Annotated in this window: 16 protein-coding genes; 6 read left to right on the forward strand and 10 right to left on the reverse strand. The window is 72.6% G+C overall.

What is annotated here, in order from left to right:
- Window positions 1-36 precede the first annotated feature (36 nt).
- Both O7602_RS30720 and O7602_RS30725 read right to left on the reverse strand, forming a co-directional pair.
- Window positions 37-1824 (reverse strand): HAMP domain-containing sensor histidine kinase, encoded by a 1788-nt coding sequence (locus O7602_RS30720; protein ID WP_281586101.1) that lies wholly within the window; start codon window positions 1822-1824, stop codon window positions 37-39.
- Window positions 1821-2510, reverse strand: a complete 690-nt coding sequence (locus tag O7602_RS30725; protein ID WP_281586103.1) for a response regulator transcription factor — start codon at window positions 2508-2510, stop codon at window positions 1821-1823. Before O7602_RS30725 ends, O7602_RS30720 begins: the two co-directional genes overlap by 4 nt.
- 99 nt (window positions 2511-2609) lie before the next feature.
- On the opposite strand from O7602_RS30725, the gene O7602_RS30730 reads away from it, so the two are divergent.
- From O7602_RS30730 to O7602_RS30740, 3 genes are read left to right on the forward strand one after another with little or no spacing between them, the layout of a single operon-like run.
- Window positions 2610-3809 (forward strand): efflux RND transporter periplasmic adaptor subunit, encoded by a 1200-nt coding sequence (locus O7602_RS30730; RefSeq protein WP_281586105.1) that lies wholly within the window; start codon window positions 2610-2612, stop codon window positions 3807-3809.
- A 29-nt stretch (window positions 3810-3838) separates the two neighbouring features.
- A complete protein-coding gene (locus O7602_RS30735) occupies window positions 3839-4486 on the forward strand; it encodes an ABC transporter ATP-binding protein (RefSeq protein ID WP_281590635.1) in 648 nt (215 codons plus the stop codon).
- Window positions 4483-5682, forward strand: a complete 1200-nt coding sequence (locus tag O7602_RS30740; protein WP_281586106.1) for an ABC transporter permease — start codon at window positions 4483-4485, stop codon at window positions 5680-5682. The genes O7602_RS30735 and O7602_RS30740 overlap by 4 nt, the downstream gene beginning before the upstream one ends.
- A gap of 63 nt (window positions 5683-5745) precedes the next feature.
- On the opposite strand, the gene O7602_RS30745 is transcribed toward O7602_RS30740, so the two are convergent.
- Window positions 5746-6291: a hypothetical protein gene (locus O7602_RS30745; protein WP_281586108.1), complete on the reverse strand. Its 546-nt coding sequence runs from the start codon at window positions 6289-6291 to the stop codon at window positions 5746-5748.
- 415 nt (window positions 6292-6706) lie between these two features.
- Here O7602_RS30745 and O7602_RS30750 point away from each other — a divergent pair, with 415 nt between their 5' ends.
- A complete protein-coding gene (locus O7602_RS30750; RefSeq protein ID WP_281586110.1) occupies window positions 6707-8239 on the forward strand; it encodes a non-reducing end alpha-L-arabinofuranosidase family hydrolase in 1533 nt (510 codons plus the stop codon).
- Between the two features lie 209 nt (window positions 8240-8448).
- Here O7602_RS30750 and O7602_RS30755 read toward each other — a convergent pair whose 3' ends face one another.
- Genes O7602_RS30755 through O7602_RS30770 form a run of 4 tightly spaced genes read right to left on the reverse strand, consistent with a single transcriptional unit; the run spans window position 8449 to window position 11577 of the window.
- Entirely contained in the window at window positions 8449-9507 is a 1059-nt protein-coding gene (locus O7602_RS30755; protein WP_281586112.1) for an ABC transporter ATP-binding protein, read from the reverse strand.
- A complete protein-coding gene (locus tag O7602_RS30760) occupies window positions 9504-10355 on the reverse strand; it encodes an ABC transporter permease (protein ID WP_281586113.1) in 852 nt (283 codons plus the stop codon). The genes O7602_RS30755 and O7602_RS30760 overlap by 4 nt, the downstream gene beginning before the upstream one ends.
- 5 nt (window positions 10356-10360) lie before the next feature.
- Window positions 10361-11161 (reverse strand): molybdate ABC transporter substrate-binding protein, encoded by an 801-nt coding sequence (gene modA, locus O7602_RS30765; protein ID WP_281586115.1) that lies wholly within the window; start codon window positions 11159-11161, stop codon window positions 10361-10363.
- Entirely contained in the window at window positions 11158-11577 is a 420-nt protein-coding gene (locus tag O7602_RS30770) for a TOBE domain-containing protein (protein ID WP_281586116.1), read from the reverse strand. Before O7602_RS30770 ends, modA begins: the two co-directional genes overlap by 4 nt.
- Before the next feature lie 285 nt (window positions 11578-11862).
- Here O7602_RS30770 and O7602_RS30775 point away from each other — a divergent pair, with 285 nt between their 5' ends.
- Complete coding sequence (locus O7602_RS30775; RefSeq protein WP_281586118.1) at window positions 11863-12144, forward strand: hypothetical protein; 282 nt, start codon at window positions 11863-11865, stop codon at window positions 12142-12144.
- Here O7602_RS30775 and O7602_RS30780 read toward each other — a convergent pair.
- Window positions 12131-12652, reverse strand: a complete 522-nt coding sequence (locus O7602_RS30780) for an alpha/beta hydrolase (RefSeq protein WP_281586120.1) — start codon at window positions 12650-12652, stop codon at window positions 12131-12133. The genes O7602_RS30775 and O7602_RS30780 overlap by 14 nt on opposite strands.
- A gap of 116 nt (window positions 12653-12768) precedes the next feature.
- Here O7602_RS30780 and O7602_RS30785 point away from each other — a divergent pair, with 116 nt between their 5' ends.
- Entirely contained in the window at window positions 12769-13134 is a 366-nt protein-coding gene (locus O7602_RS30785) for a VOC family protein (RefSeq protein ID WP_281586121.1), read from the forward strand.
- A gap of 19 nt (window positions 13135-13153) precedes the next feature.
- Here O7602_RS30785 and argS read toward each other — a convergent pair whose 3' ends face one another.
- Both argS and trpS read right to left on the reverse strand, forming a co-directional pair.
- The gene (argS, locus tag O7602_RS30790) at window positions 13154-14872 is read right to left on the reverse strand and encodes an arginine--tRNA ligase (protein ID WP_281586123.1); all 1719 of its coding nucleotides are present in this window, start codon (window positions 14870-14872) and stop codon (window positions 13154-13156) included.
- 279 nt (window positions 14873-15151) lie between these two features.
- Window positions 15152-16210 (reverse strand): tryptophan--tRNA ligase, encoded by a 1059-nt coding sequence (gene trpS, locus O7602_RS30795; protein WP_281586125.1) that lies wholly within the window; start codon window positions 16208-16210, stop codon window positions 15152-15154.
- Window positions 16211-16340 lie beyond the last annotated feature (130 nt).

Here is a 16340-nt window from a genome sequence, read left to right on the forward strand (position 1 = left end):
GACGCCCCCGGCCCGGCCCCCGCCGGCGCCGCCCGGTCACTGCGGAACGGGTGCGACGATCGGCAGCCGGATGGTGAAGGTGCTGCCCTGACCGAGGACGCTCGCCACCGAGATCGTGCCGTCATGTGCCTCGGCCAGCTTGCGGGCGATCGACAGGCCGAGACCGCTCCCGCCGGTGCTACGCGTCCGCGAGTCGTCGGCCCGCCAGAAACGGTCGAAGACCTTCGCCGTGTCGGCGGGCGCGATGCCGGTGCCGGTGTCGGAGACGGCGATGGTGAGCTGGTCGTCCACCACCACGCAGCGGACCGTGACCGATCCGCCGGCGGGGGTGTGCCGGATCGCGTTGGCGACCACGTTTCCGACGAGCTGCCGCAGCCGGGCGCCGTCGACCGCCGTCTCCGGGTCGGCGACCACCTCGGTGGCCAGCCGCACGCCGGCGGCCTCGGCGGCGCCCCGATGCGCCTCGACGACCTGCTCCAGCAGGTCGGCCACGAAGTGCGGTTCACGGTGGATGCGCAGGTCACCGGCGTCGGCGGCGGCCAGGTCCCGCAGGTCGTCGATGATGTGCTGGAGCAGCAACGCCTCGTCGAGCAGCAGGTTGAGCAGTTGCGCGTCGGGCTGGGCGAGCCCGTCCTGGGCGGCCTCCAGCCAACTGCGGATGTTGCTCAGCGGCGTCCGCAACTCGTGCGCCACGTCGCTGACCATGCTCTTGCGCAACGCCTCGGTCTGTTCCCGCCGGGCGGCGAGGTCGTTGAGGGCGGTGGCCAGCAGGCCGATCTCGTCGCGGGTGGTCACCGGCACCCGGGCCTGCTCGTCCGCCGGCAGCCGGGTGGCGTCGGTGAGCGCCCGCAGCGGTCGCACCAGCCGCCGCCCGACCAGCACGGTGACGAGCACGGTGGCGGCCAGCACCGCGCCTGTCACCTCGACGATGCGGATCACGTTCGCCCGGGACAGGTTGAACACGGGCTCGGTGGTGCCCTGGGCCTCGTCGGTCACGAAGAGCAGGGCCGGCGGCGCCACGTACGGCCGCAACTGGGCGAGCTGTGCCTTCTGGAGGCAGGCGTCGACCTGCTTGTCGAACTCGGCGTCGCCGCTCGGGATCGCCGTACGGTCGAGTTGGATCGCGACCCGTTCCGGCGCTCCCGCCTTGCGCATGCAGGACCTTGTCGCGGCCTCGAGCTGCTCGATCGGCTCGGCCTCGCTCCGCAACGGTCGGGTCAGCTCGGCCGGCTCGCAGGAGCTGACGATGTCGCGCGGATCCGTTCCGGTCACCTGGACCGACGCCCGACCGGTCGGGCCCATCACGACCTTCACGCCCAGCTTGGAGTCGCGGCGGATGCAGTCGTGCCACTGTCCGGCGAGTGTCCGGGTGAAGGCGCTCTCCCGCTTGGTCAGCACGTACGGCCCGAGCACGCGCGGGTCGATCCGCGCGCTCCCACCGGTCAGGCCCAGGTCCACCTGCAACGGGTCGACGGTCGCCGAGGGGCGCGCCGCCCGCAACGACGGGCCGTCCGGCGCGGAGTCGGCGATCACCTGCCGCTCCGGGGTCATCAGCGTGATCCGGCGTTCGAGCGTGTCGGCCCGCTCGGCGAGCACGGCGGTCACCCCCGACCAGTCCCGGTGGGAAGCGGCGTAGCCCACCAGGGTGTCGTAGATGTCCTTGTCGTCGGCGAGGGAACGGCCCTGCGCCTGCTGGATGGCCTGCGTCGTCGACTGCACGGCCAGCCACGTCGTCGCGAGGATCGCGCAGACCGCCACCAGCAGGGAGGTGGCCAGCAGCCGCACCACCAGGCTGCGGTGCGGTGGCACCCGCTGGCGTCTCACGGCGTACCGGCGGTCAGCTTGTAGCCGACGCCGTACACGGTCAGCAGCTGCCGGGGGCGGCGGGGGTTCGCCTCGATCTTCCGGCGCAGGTTCATCACGTGCACGTCGATGGTGCGTCCGGTCGACTCCCGGTCGATGCCCCGGGTGTGTGCCAGCAGTTGGCCGCGGGTGAACACCCGGCCGGGCTGACGCGTCATCGCCGCGAGGATCGCGAACTCGCCGGCGGTGCAGTCGACCGGGACACCGCCGGCGGTCACGGTGTGCCGGGCCTCGTCCACGGCGAGGCGCCCGACCCGGTGCACCGGCGCCTGCTGAGTGGTCGTGGGCACCCGGCGCAGCAGCGTCCGGACCCGGGCCACCAGTTCCCGGGGGCTGAACGGCTTGGTCATGTAGTCGTCGGCGCCGAGGTCCAGCCCGCGCAGGAGATCGTCCTCACCGGACCGCGCGGTCAGCATCAGCATCAGCACGTCCGACTCCTGCCGGAGGATCCGGCAGACCTCCATGCCGTCCAGCTTCGGCAGCATCACGTCGAGCAGCAGCAGGTCGAACGCCTGCTGCCGAGCCTGCCGCAGCGCCGCCTCGCCGTCGTGCACGATCGTCGCCTCGTGTCCCTCCGCGGCGAGGTAGCGGCGCAGCGCCTCGGCCTGCCGCTCGTCGTCCTCGGCGAGCATCACCCGTGCGCACATGGTGGGGACTATAGGTCAGGCACAACGCTGTCAATCCGGTGAAAAAGACCATGCTCCGGTCTGACAGGTTCCTGATATTCCCGCGCCACCATCGGCGCCATGCCACTGACCCGAACGGTGCCGCAGTCGGACACCGAAACCCAGGTCATCCCCCGCGTCGAGGCGCCACCGGCGCCGCGCCGCCGATATCTCAGGGTGATGATTCCCGCGGTCGTCCTCGCCGCGGTGACCACCGCGGCCGTCGTCGCCTGGTCCGGCCGAAACGCCGGCCCGGCGCCGACCGCCGACGAACCGACAGGCGTACGGAGCGTCGCGGTGGTGAAGCAGGACATCTCGACGTCGCAGTCGCTGCCGGGCACGCTCGGCTTCGGCGCCGCCCGGTTGCTCAAGGGCAGCGGGAGCGGCACGGTGACCTGGCTGCCCGCGCAGGGCGCGTCGGTGCGGCGGGGCCAGCAGCTCTACCGGGTCGACGACCGGCCCGTGCCGCTGTTCTACGGCGGGATGCCGCTGTTCCGCCCGCTGCACGACCTCGACACGGTCGGCCGGGACGTGCGGATCGTCGTCGACAACCTGCGCGCCCTCGGCTACGACGTCGGCGACCAGCCGAAGCCCGGCACCCGACTGACCCGTACGCCGTCCACGCCCACCCCGGCGCGCACGGTGGCCAGGGGCGACGGCGTGCTGACCACCGCGCTGCGGGACGCCGTCAAACGCTGGCAGAACGACCTCGGGGTGCCGGCGACCGGCGCGATCGAGCCGGGGGACGTGGTGGTGCTCGTCGGCGCGGTCCGGGTCGACTCCGTCGCCGCCCAGCCCGGGGACGGCGCGGACGCCACGTTGATGTCGGTCACCCAGACCTCGAAGGTGGTCACCGTGCAGGCCGGCATCAGCGACGCGGGCTCCATCGAGCAGGGCGACGCGGTCACCGTGCACCTGCCCGACGAGAGCACGATCAACGGCCGGGTGACCGCCGTCGGTCAGGCGGTGCAGGCGGCGGAGGGCGAGGCCGGCGCCGGCGGCGCCCCGCCCACTGTCACCGTGACGATTGCCGTGAAGAACTCCGCCGCCACCGCCCGGATCAGCCTCGCCGACGTGCGGGTCGACTTCGCCGCCGAGACCCACAAGGACGTCCTCGTCGTCCCGGTCGGCGCGTTGCTCGCGCTCAGCGAGGGCGGCTACGGGGTACAGATCTCCGGCGGCGGCCTGGTCGCGGTCGAGACCGGTCTCTTCGCACAGGGACTCGTCGAGGTCGAAGGGGACGGCCTCGACGCGGGCACGATGGTGGTGACCACCTCGTGAGTCCGGTGCTCTCGGCGCGCGGCGTCAGCATGCGTTACCCGGGTGGGGTCGAGGCGTTGCGGGACGTGTCCCTCGACATCGCCGAGGGCGAGCTGGTCGCCATCGTCGGGCCGTCCGGCTCGGGCAAGTCGACCCTGCTCAACCTCATGGGCACCCTGGACCGGCCCACCTCCGGCACGATCTCGATCGCCGGGCAGGACGTGGCCGCGCTCTCCGACCGCCGGCTCTCCGCCCTGCGGGGGCGCTGGCTCGGTTTCGTCTTCCAACAGTTCCACCTCGCCGACGGCCTCACCGCCGCCGAGAACGTGGCCACCGGCCTGCTCTACGCGGGTGTGCCGCGCCGCCGCCGCCGCGCGCTGGCGCTGGAGGCGCTCGACCGGGTCGGCCTCGCCCACCGCGTCGCCCACCGTCCGGCCCAACTCTCCGGTGGGGAGCGTCAGCGCGTCGCCATCGCGCGGGCCCTCGTCAACGGCCCCGCGCTGGTGCTTGCCGACGAACCCACGGGCGCCCTGGACACCGGCAACGGGCTCGCCGTGCTCCGCCTGCTGCGCCGACTCAACGAGGAGGGCACCACCATCGCCATCATCACCCACGACAACGAGATCGCCGCCGGGCTCCCGCGCCGGGTCGAGTTGCGCGACGGCCGGCTGGTGCGCGACCTGTCGGTGGTCCGGTGACGCGCCGGGTCCGGCTCTCCCCGGTCGACCTGCTCGACGTGGGACTGCTCGGCATCCGTACCCGCAAGGCGAGGGCCGCGTTCTCGGCGTTGGGCATCGCGATCGGCATCGCCACCACGGTCCTCGTCACCGGCGTACCGGCCTCCGGCCAGGCGGCGCTGCTGCGCGAACTCTCCGCCCTGGGCACCGACCACCTCCAGGCCATGGCGCAGCCCAACCGGGACTCACCGCCGGAGTTTCCCGCGGAGTCCGTGACGATGGTCAAGCGCATCGGGCCGGTCACGGCCGCGAGCGCGGTCGCGAACACCCATGCGCTGGTACGCCGCAACGACCGCGTCGACGCCACGGACGGCTCCGGCCTGACCGTGCTCGCCGCCCGCCCGGACCTGCTGCGGGCGGTCGACGGGAAGGTGCGCGCCGGGCGGTGGCTGGACGCGGTCACGGAGCGGTTCCCGACCGTGGTGCTCGGCTCCGTGGCCGCCACCCGCCTGGGTTTCGCGGATCTGCCCACCACCGGCGGTCCCGGCCCGTCCGTGTTCATCGGCGACAGGTGGTTCACCGTCGTCGGCATCCTCGCCCGGATGCCGCTCTCGCCGGACCTGGACCGCTCGGTGCTGGTCGGCTGGGAGGCGGCCCGTAGCCACCTCCGCTTCGACGGGCGTCCCACGGTCATCTACCTGCGGTGCCGGGAGTCGGCGGTCGAGGCCGTCCGGGAGGTCCTGCCGGCCACCATCTCACCCGTCGAACCCGGGCAGGTGGTGGTCACCCGCCCGTCGGACGCCCTCGCGGCGAAGCGGGCCACCGAGAGCAACTTCTCCACCCTGTTCCTCGGCCTGGCCGCGATCGCGCTGCTGGTCGGCGGCATCGGCGTGGCGAACACGATGGTGGTCTCGGTGCTGGAGCGGCGCACCGAGATCGGCCTGCGTCGCGCGTTGGGCGCGCACCGCGGCCAGATCCGCGCCCAGTTCCTCACCGAGTCGGCCGCGCTCGCCGCGCTCGGTGGTGCCGCCGGGACCCTGATCGGTGTGGCCGTGACCGCCGGTTACGCGACCTGGCAGGGCTGGCCGGTCGTGGTCTCGGTGCCGGCGACGCTCGCAGGGCTCGGTGGCGCGGTCGTGGTCGGTGTGCTCGCCGGTGTCTACCCGTCGATCCGGGCGTCCCGTCTCACGCCGACCGAGGCGCTCGCCTCGACCTGAGGCATGCCGGAGTACGACCGGAGGCGCCACCCGGTGCGGGTGGCGCCTCCGGTGTCGAGGGGGTTACTTCCGCTTGGCGGTGACCTCCCGCTCGCACTCCGGCGAGAGCTCCATCCCCTTCGAGATCGACCGCGCGTCGTTCTGCTTGCCGCCGAACGCCCAGCCCGGACCGTCGGCGTTCACCTCGACGTACCGGACGCCCTTCTTCTTGAGGCACGCGACGACGTCGCGGGCGAAGTCCTTCGCCTCCGGATTGGCCGGGTCGAACTCCCACGGCGGCAGCGGCATGAAGTTCTCGCAGGCATTGTTCGCCGCGCCGGCCCGGCCCGTGGTGAGACCTTCGACCCGGCTCCTCTTGGTGTCGAAGCCGTGCTCGGACATGCACTTCTCGTACGGCTCGTAGAGGGCCTTGGTGTCCTCGGGGGTGTCGTCGAGGCGGGCGCGAGGCCGTTCCACCTTCGGTGCCGAGGTCGCGGCGGCGGGTGTCTCGGTGCGGAGCGTGGCCACCTCGGCCTCGCCGGTGTCCGCCCGGTCGTCGTCGGGGGTCGAGCACCCGGCGCCGCCGATCGTGACCGCCACCACGAGCGCGGCCATCGCGTACTTCCTCATCCTGACGCCTTCCTGTCGGGCCCGCGGAGTGGTGCGGGGCTACCGATGCCCAGGGTCGCCGCAAGTTGTCAGGAAGCTGTTTGTCGCGCATCGCACACGTAACGCCCGTCGGCCGGAGCATGCGCGGGAGTCGATGTTAACGCCATCATGGCGTCGATGCGCCGGCGGTCCGGCACCGGCGGGCAGGGGTGATGCCCGTGGAATCGGGGCCTTCGGCAGGTGTCGATCGATGATTCGGGGAAGTTACGACTTGACGAACGCCATGTTATCGCCCACATTCGATGGTCAAGGACGAGGCTGGGGCTTTCCGGGCAGGTCTGCCTTGTCGAGATCGCACGCGTACCCAACGTGCACGAGATCTTGTTAGCGCTAACACTCGGACGGGTCCGTCCGGGTCAGGCCATCGAGGAGGATCATGTTCGCCTTTGCTAGAACCCCGTCGGATGCGCCGCCGCGGCGGCGCAGATGGATGCCGCGGGTCGTCGCGGCCGGCGTGACGGCCGTGTTGGCAGGCGTCGGCGCCACGGCGGTGATGTCGACCCCCGCCGCCGCGGCCTCGGTCGACACCAGCGCCTGGTATGTGCTCGTCAACCGCAACAGCGGCAAGGCCCTGGACGTCTACAACCTGGCCACGAACGACGGCGCGCGGATCGTGCAGTGGGCGCGCAACAACGGCAACCAGCAGCAGTGGCAGTTCGTCGACTCGGGCGGCGGCTACTACCGGCTGCGGTCCCGGCTGTCCGGCAAGGTGCTCGACGTCTACAACTTCTCCACCGCCAACGGCGCCAACATCGTGCAGTGGTCCGACGGCAACGGGACCAACCAGCAGTTCCGGCTGGCCGACTCCGACAGCGGCTACGTCCGGCTGATCAACCGGAACAGCAACAAGGTGGTCGAGGTGCAGGGCGCCTCGACCGCCGACGGCGGCAGCATCGTCCAGTACGACGACTGGAACGGCAGCAACCAGCAGTGGCAGCTCGTCCGCGTCGACGGCGGGGGCAACCCCACCACGCCGCCGACCACGCCCCCGCCGGGTGGCACGTGCAACCTGCCGTCGAGCTACCGCTGGTCCTCGACCGGCGCGCTCGCGCAGCCCAAGTCGGGCTGGGCGTCGTTGAAGGACTTCACCGTCGCGCCCTACAACGGTAAGCACCTGGTCTACGCCACCACGCACGACTTCGGTTCGTCGTGGGGCTCGATGAACTTCAGCCCGTTCACCAACTGGTCCGACATGGCCTCGGCCAGCCAGAACGGCATGAACCAGGGCACCGTCGCACCCACCCTGTTCTACTTCGCCCCCCGCAACATCTGGGTCCTGACCTACCAGTGGGGCGGCACGGCGTTCTCCTACAAGACCTCGTCCGACCCGACCAACCCCAACGGCTGGTCCTCGGCACAACCCCTGTTCACCGGCAGCATCTCCGGCTCCGGCACCGGCCCGATCGACCAGACGATCATCGGTGACAGCCAGAACATGTACCTGTTCTTCGCCGGCGACAACGGCAAGATCTACCGCGCCAGCATGCCGATCGGGAACTTCCCCGGCAACTTCGGCTCCAACTACACCACCATCATGAGCGACAGCACGAACAACCTGTTCGAAGCCGTCCAGGTCTACAAACTCCAAGGACAGACCCGCTACCTCATGATCGTCGAAGCCATCGGCTCCCAGGGCCGCTACTTCCGCTCCTTCACCGCCACCAGCCTGGGCGGCTCCTGGACCCCCAACGCCACCAGCGAGAGCAACCCCTTCGCCGGCAAGGCCAACAGCGGCGCCACCTGGACCAACGACATCAGCCACGGCGAACTCATCCGCACCACCGCCGACCAGACCTTCACCGTCGACCCCTGCAACCTCCAACTCCTCTACCAGGGCCGCTCCCCCAACTCCGGCGGCGACTACGGCCTCCTGCCCTACCGCCCGGGCCTGCTCACCCTCCAGCGCTGATCAAGCCGAACACCTGACAACCGAGGGCCGGTCTCCCGAAAGGGGGGCCGGCCCTTCAGGCGAGAGGGGCACCCGGTCGGCTTGACCCCGGCGGGGCGGCCGGAGGCCGAGTCAGTCGGGAGGGGCGCGGCTCCCGGTCGTCTTGACGGCCCGGCAGGGGCGGCCGGAGGTCGAGTGAGGCCGGAGGAGCGGGGCGGCCGGAGGTCGGGTCAGGCGGGGTAGGCGCGGGTCTCGGTCGCCTTGACGGCGGCCCACACGGAGCGGCCGGGCACCAGATCGAGGTGGCTGGCGGCGGCCGGGGTGACGTCGGCGGCGACCGCGATCGGGCCGTCGAGCTGCACTCGCAGGTTGTCGCCATGGCGTTGCAGCCCGGCGATGACGGCCGGCCAGGTGTTGCGCGGGCTGCCGTCCGGCCGGCGCGGATGCAGCGCGACGGCCGAGGGCGGGAACGCGACGAACGCGTCCCCGTGCAGAGCGTCGGCGACGGCGAGGGTGAGCCGGTCGTCGACGCGGACGGTGTGCCCGTCGGCGGTGCCGCGATAGAGGTTGAGTCCGACCAGGCGGGCGACGTAGTCGGTTCGCGGCTGCGCGGTGATGGCGGCGGCGTCGCCGCTTTGCACCATCCGGCCGTCCTCGACGATGACGAGCCGGTCGGCCAGGACCAGCGCGTCGAGCGGATCGTGGGTGACCAGCAGCGTGGCGCCGGCATGGTCGCCGAGATGCCGGTGGAGTGCGGCGCGGGTGTCGAGCCGGGTGCGGGCGTCGAGCGCGGCGAGCGGTTCGTCGAGCAGCAGCAGCACCGGGTCGACGGCCAGGGCCCGGGCGAGCGCGACCCGCTGGGCCTGCCCGCCGGAGAGCTGTCTCGGCTTGCGGCGCGACTGGTCGCCCAGACCGACCCGGTCCAGCCAGTCGTCGGCGAGACGACGGGCGGCACGCCGGTCGGCGCCATGGCGGCGCGGCCCGAAGGCGACGTTGTCCCGCGCGCTCAGGTGCGGGAAGAGGAGATAGTCCTGGAAGACCACGCCGATCGGGCGGTGCTCGGGGGGTGTCCAGAGACGCTTGTCGGGCCGGTCCACGGTGCGGCTGGCGAGCGCGAGGTGGCCCGCGCCCAGTGGTTGCAGGCCGGCGAGGGCGCGCAGGGCGGTGGTCTTGCCGGCCCCGTTGGGGCCGAGCAGTGCGACCACCTCGCCGGCCTCGATCCGCAGCGGCAGGTCCAGGCGGAAGGTGCCCCGGTCGACGACCAGGTGCGCGTCCACGACCGGGCTCATGCGCTGGTGATCCACTTGTCGCGCAGGCCGGCGAGGATGGCCACCGACACGGCCAGCAGGACCAGGCTGAGCACGACCGCGCCGTCCAGGTCCCCACCCTCGATGGTCTGGTAGACGGCCAGCGGCATGGTCTGGGTGATGCCGGGATAGTTGCCGGCGAAGGTGATCGTGGCGCCGAACTCGCCCAACGCGCGCGCCCAGCACAGCACCGCTCCGGCGGCCACGCCCGGCGCGACCAGGGGCAGCGTGACGTGGGTGAAGATGGTCCAGCGTCCGGCGCCGAGGGTGGCGGCGGCCTCCTCGTAGCGGGCGTCGGCCCCGCGTAGTGCGCCCTCCACGGCGATGACCAGGAACGGCATGGCGACGAACGCCTCGGCGACGACCACCCCGGTGGTGGTGAACGGCAACGTGAACCCGAACGTGGCGTCCAGCCACTCGCCGACCAGGCCGCGGCGCCCGAACACCAGCAGCAGCGCCACCCCGCCCACCACCGGTGGCAGCACCAGCGGCACCGTGACCAGCGCGCGGACCAGCCGGCGGCCCGGGAAACGGGTGCGGGCCAGCAGCCACGCCAGCGGAATGCCCAGCAGCAGGCACACGACGGTGGCGGCGGTGGCGGTCTGCAACGACAGCCGCAGCGCGGTCAGCGCACCGGGTTCGGTGAGCCGCTGCGGCAGGCTGGCCCACGGGGCGCGGACCACCAGCCCGGCCAGGGGCAGCACCAGGAACAGCAGGCCCACCACAGCCGGCACCAGCAGACCCACCGGCACCCGCTGCCCCCGACCGCGGCGCGACGACCCGGCCGGTTCGGGCCGTACCGCCGTGCCGTTTCCGCCGGTCGAGGTCATCGCCGCTACGGGGCCTGGAAACCGGCGGCGGTCAGGACGGCCATGCCCCGGTCGGACCGCACGTAGGCGACGAAGGCCCGCGCGGCGGGCTTGTTGGGGGCGTTCTTCAGCACGACGATCGGGTAGTCGTTGATCGCGCCGGCGGATTCGGGGAACTCCACCCCGTCCACGTCGGCCGTCGCCGCCCTGATGTCGGTGCGGTAGACCAGGGCCGCGTCGACCTCGCCGAGCTTCACCTTCGACAGCGCGCCCTTGACGTCCTGCTCCAGCGTGACCGGGGTGAGCTTCACCCGCGCGGCGGTCAGGGCCTTGGTGGCCGCCGCGCCGCAGGGCACCTGCTCGGCGCAGAGCGCCACCTTCAGCCCCGGCCCGGTGAGGTCGGCCAACGCCCTGATGCCTTTCGGGTTGCCCTTGGGCACCGCGATGACCAGTTGGTTCCTCACGAACGTGGTCGGCGGCCCGTCGCCGGTGACCGACTGCATGTTCGTCGGCGAGGCGGAGGCGAACACGTCGGCGGGAGCGCCCTGGTTGATCTGGTTGGCCAGCGCGGAACTGCCGGCGAAGTTGAACGTCACCGTCACACCCGGGTTGGCGGCTTCGAAGTCCCGGCCGATCCGGGTGAACGACTCGGTGAGCGACGCCGCCGCGAACACGGTTACCGTCCCGGTCGGCCCGGAACCGGAAGCCGAACCGCCGGGCGCGTCGGTGCCGCCGCCCGCGCAGCCGGCCAGCCCCGCCAGTGCCGTCACGCCGGCCAGTGCGGCGCGGACGAGACGTACGCCGCCCCGGACCCGGGTCGCAGTCATGCGCCGACCCGTGCCCGGTGGGCCGGGGCGGACCGCTCCACCACCACGGTGGTCGACTTGATCACCGCGACCGCGACCGACCCGACCCGCAGGCCCAACTCCTCGACCGCCTCCCGGCTCATCAGCGAGACGATCCGGAACGGCCCGGCCTGGATGTCCACCTGGGCCATCACGGTGTCCTTGGCGACCGCGGTCACGATCCCCCGCAGGCGGTTGCGCGCCGAGGACTCCTCCGACCGGCCGTTCGCCTCACCCGCCTGCTCGCGGACGAACCCGGCCAGCTCGACCCCGTCGATCACCCGGTGGCCCTGCTCGTCGCGTGCGGCGGCCAGCCGGCCCGCGTCGACCCAGCGGCGCACGGTGTCCGCGCTCACGCCGAGCAACTCCGCGGCCTCCCCGATCCGAAACACCGTCACACCGCGCACCCTACCCGGGCGCACCTGCCGGTCAAAGGGGCGACATGGCATCGCTTCTGCGAAGAAGGACAGGATCTATGTTCCGCAGATGCGTCCGGACGACCTGATCCGCCAGGTCGTACGCGCCGAGGAGGCCGGCTTCGACTTGGTCTGAGGACAGCACCTGCACCTGGAGGACGCGCGGGTGTTCGACCCGCCGGACGCCGGGCCGACCGCCTCCGCGCCCTCGGCGACTGAGTACCCGTACGGATGGCAGGTGCGGCCGGGGCGACCAGAATTCTCCCCATGCGAACCCGAATCATGATCGCCCTGGCCGCGGTCGGCCTCAGCGGGCTGATGCTCACCACCGGCTGCTCCTACGAGGAGGCCATCTGCGCCGACGGCGAGTATCCGGCGATCGCGGTCGGCGGCCAGGGCGGCAGCGCCTGCTTCCCGGACGGCCAGGAGCCGACCCCGCCGTACGTCCGTTACCCGGAGGGGAAGGTCCCGCAGCACGTCGACGACGAGTGGGACGTCTACTGGCGGACCCACGGCATCGACGAGAACAACACCATCATCGAGCGCTGACGAACTCCTCCACCCCGGTGCAGACCCGGCCGAGCGCGTCGGCGGAGCGGGCCAGCGGGCCGGGCACCATCATCGAATGGTCGGCGTCGGCCACCTCCACCACGTACGGGCTGAGCCGGCGCGCCACCTCGCCGTTCCAGGACCGGTCGGCGGTGCCGCCGGCCAGCAGGAACGGCGCGGTGGCGCGGCCCAGCGGGTCGCGTACGGCCGCCTCGTGCAGCAGCGGGGTCAGCCAGACCGCCGGGATGCCCCGGTCGGCGGCGAGCGGAGCGGCGAAGCTGCCGAGCGACTTGCCGACCAGCAGATCGACGCCGGCGTCGAGGACCGGCGTCAGTTGCTCGGCCACCCAGCCGGGCGCCGCGTCCAGGCGTAGCTCGTCCAGCCGCTGCCAGCTCACCTCGTGCACGTCGAAGCCGAGCCGGCGCAGCGCCTCCCCGACGTAGACGAAGAGCGGACCCCGGGTGTCGTAGCCGCGTCCCGGGGCGAGCACCGCCCGCCGATTCGCCATGGTCGTCTCCCTCCCGCCCGGCCGGACCTCACGCTAGCCGCTCGACCGGATCGACGGGGTCCCGTTGCACGCGCAGCGGGACCACCGGGCCGAGCCCGGCCCGCTAGGGTCCGGTCATGAGCGTGCATCCCCGCGTGGTCACCGACGACTTCCCGGCCACCCTCGCCTTCTACACCGCGCTGCTCGGCGAGCCGGAGAAGGTGGTCGAGGAGTTCGAGTACGCCGGCTTCGACGCCGCCGGACAGACCGTGCTCGCGCTGCTGGGCCGGCGGGCCGCCGAAGCCGTGCTCCCGGTCGGCCGGGGCGACGGCGGCGTGCTCGTCGTGGTCCCGGTGTCCGACGTGGACGCAACGGTGTCCGCGCTGCCCGCCGGGACGCTCGTCGCCGAGCCCGCCGACCGTCCCGGCTGGGGCGTCCGCTCCGCCTACCTGCGTGACCCCGAGGGCAACCTGATCGAGGTGCAGTCCTGGCTGCCCCGCTGACCGGGCACGACCGGCGGGCTCACAACCGCTCCGGCGTCCGGATGCCGAGCAGATCGAGGCCCTGCCGGAGCACCCGTGCGGTCACGTCGCACAACGCCAGCCGGCTGTCCCGCACCGGCCCCTCGGCCCGCAGCACCGGGCACCGCTCGTAGAACGCGCTGAACGCGACCGCGACCCGGTGCAGATAGCCGGCCAGGTGATGGAACTCCAGGCTGCCGGCAACCTCCTCGACCACCGGCGCGAAGCCGACCAGCTCGAACGCGAGCGCCCGCTCGGCCGGCTCGGCGAGCGAGATGTCCGCGCCCGGCCGCGCCGCCGCGCCGGCCCGCCGGAAGATCGACCGGATCCGGGAGTACGCGTACTGGAGGTACGGCGCGGTGTTGCCGTCGAGCGACAACATCCGCTCCCAGTCCAGCACGTAGTCCCGGTGCCGATCGCTCGACAGGTCGGCGTACTTGATCGCGCCGATCCCGACCGCGCGCCCCACCTCGGCTGCCTCCGCCTCACCCAGCTCCGGGTTGCGCTCGCGGGCCAGCGCGGTGGCCCGCTCCACCGCCTCGGTGAGCAACCCGACCAGTTTCACCGCCCCGCCGGCCCGGCTGCGCAGCATCCGCCCGTCCGGCCCGAGGATCGACCCGAACCCGACGTGCTCGGCCCGGGCCGGTGGGGTCAACCAGCCGGCCTGCGCGCCGGTGGCGAAGACCATCTCGAAGTGCCGCCGCTGCGGTGACCCGACCACGTAGAGCAGGCGGGTCGCGTCGAGCGTGCGGGTCCGGTGCCGCAGCGCGGCCAGGTCGGTCGCCGGATAGCCGTACCCGCCGTCGGACTTGCGCACGATCAGCGGCAGCGGCTCGCCGTCCCGCCCCACCGAACCGGGCGGGAAGACACAGTCCGCGCCCTCGCTGTGCCGCAGCAACCCGAGCCGGTCCAGCTCATCCACCGTCGGCGCGAGCAGGTCGTGGTAGCTGCTCTCGCCCCGGAAGTCAGGCCGGGAGAGGGTCACGTCGAGGAGGTCGTACACGGTCAGGAAGTAGCTCTCGGACTGCGCCACCAGCAGCCGCCACCGCCGCAGCGTCGCCGGGTCGCCGCCCTGCAACGCCACCACCCGCAGCCGGGACCGCTCCCGGAACCCGGGGTCGTCGTCGAACTTCGCCCGCGCCGCCGTGTAGAACGCGTCCAGGTCGCCCATCGACAGCTCCTGCGCCGCCTCCGCCTCACCCAGGTCGGCCAGGTGCTCGATGAGCATCCCGAACGGCGTGCCCCAGTCGCCGAGGTGGTTGGCGCGCACCACCCGGTGCCCCAGCCACTCCAGCAACCGCGCCGCCGCGTCCCCGATCACCGTCGACCGCAGGTGGCCGACGTGCATCTCCTTCGCCACGTTCGGCGCCGAGTAGTCGACCACCACGGTCTCCGGCCCGGCGGCGACCGGCACCCCGAGCCGCGGATCGGCGGCAAGCGCGAAGACCAGGCCGCCGAGCGCCCCGTCGGCGACGGTCAGGTTCAGGAAACCGGGCCCGGACACCTCGACGGACGCGCAGAGGTCGGCCAGCTCCGCGCGGTCCCGTACCTCCGCGGCGATCGCCCGCGGCGGCCGGCCGAGCCGCCGGGCCAGCCCGAGCGCCGCGTCGGACTGGAAGTCCGCGTGCTGCGAGCGCCGCACGACCGGGTCCACCGGTCCGCCGGCCACCGCCGCGAACGCCGGCGCCAGCCGGTCGGCAAGCAACTTCTCAAGATCCATGGGTACGCCGATCTCGCTCGATCCGCCGCGCGGATCACCGGATGGGAAGGGCGGCGGAGCGAGGACGATCGACGACGACCGGCGGCTCGATCCGCCGGTCGCAGGAGAGGAAAGCTCAGCGCAGGCGGTCGCGGGACCGCCGGCGTCGCAGCGCGCCGAGCCGGACGTCGGGGGACGCCGTCGGGTACGCCTGCGAACTGCTCATGCCGGCAGCGTAACCGGCCGGCCCGGGTTCGGCGCAAGCGCGTACCCGGACCGGCCGTCGGCGTACCCCGATCGTCAGGCCGGCGTGGCGGCGGCCTTGCGGTAACGCTCGGCCCGCCGCCGCACCTGGGTGTACGCGCTGGTCAGGCCCATCGCCCGGCGGACCTCGACGAGCGTGGCGTGCACCTGCGCCCGGGTCCGTTCGGTGCCGGCGACGATCAGCTCGTCGACCAGGCCGGGCTGCGCCTCGAACCGGGCCCGGCGCTCGCGGACCGGTTCGAGGAAGCGGTTGAGCGCCGTGGCGAGCGCCTCCTTGACCTCGACGTCGCCTACCCGCCCGGCCCGGTAGCGCGTCTTGAACTCCTCGACCTGCGCCCGGTCCGGGTTGAACACGTCGTGGTAGGCGAAGACCGGGTTTCCCTCGACCGTCCCCGGCACGTCGGCGCGGACCCGGTTCGGGTCGGTGTACATCCCCATCACCTTGCGCCGCACGGTCGCCGCGTCGTCGGAGAGCGCGATCGCGTTGCCCCTGCTCTTGCTCATCTTCCCGGCGCCGTCCGTGCCGGCGAGCGTCGGCGTCTCCGACATGATCAGGTCGGGCACCGGGAAGACGTCGCCGTAGAGGTGGTTGAACCGGCGGGCGATCTCCCGGGTCACCTCGACGTGCGCCGCGTTGTCCTTCCCCACCGGCACGACCTGCCCCTTCACGCAGAGGATGTCGGCCGCCTGGAGGACGGGATATCCGAGCAGGCCGTACGGCATCTCGTCCTTGCCGGCGTCCCGGGTCATCTCCTTCAGCGACGGCACCCGTTCCAGGCGGGGCACCGTGACCAGGTTCTGCAACAGCGTGTTCAGGTCACCGACCTCGGGGATCGCCGACTGGAGATAGAACGTGGCGCGTTCCGGCTCGACGCCCGCGGCCAGGACGTCGGTGACCATCTCGCGGGCGTTGCCGGCGACCTGCTCGATGTCGGCGCGGGTGTTCCTGGTGGTGAGCATGTGCAGGTCGGCGATGATGAAGAAGCTCTCGTAGCGCTGGTGCAGCCGCACCCGGTTGGCGATGCTGCCCACGTAGTGGCCGAGGTGCAGTCGCCCGGTCGGGCGGTCGCCGGTGAGCATGCGTGCTGAGGACATGGAGGTACGCCTTTCGTGCCGGTCGATGACGGGACGCGCGGACACGCGCGAACGACCCGGGTGCCGACCCGGATCGGTGGAACGGGCTCGTCAGAACGAGCGCCGCCATCGCCCGCCGGCGCGGAACCGC

This window comes from Micromonospora sp. WMMD1128 (assembly GCF_027497235.1).
In the GTDB taxonomy this organism is placed as follows: domain Bacteria; phylum Actinomycetota; class Actinomycetes; order Mycobacteriales; family Micromonosporaceae; genus Micromonospora.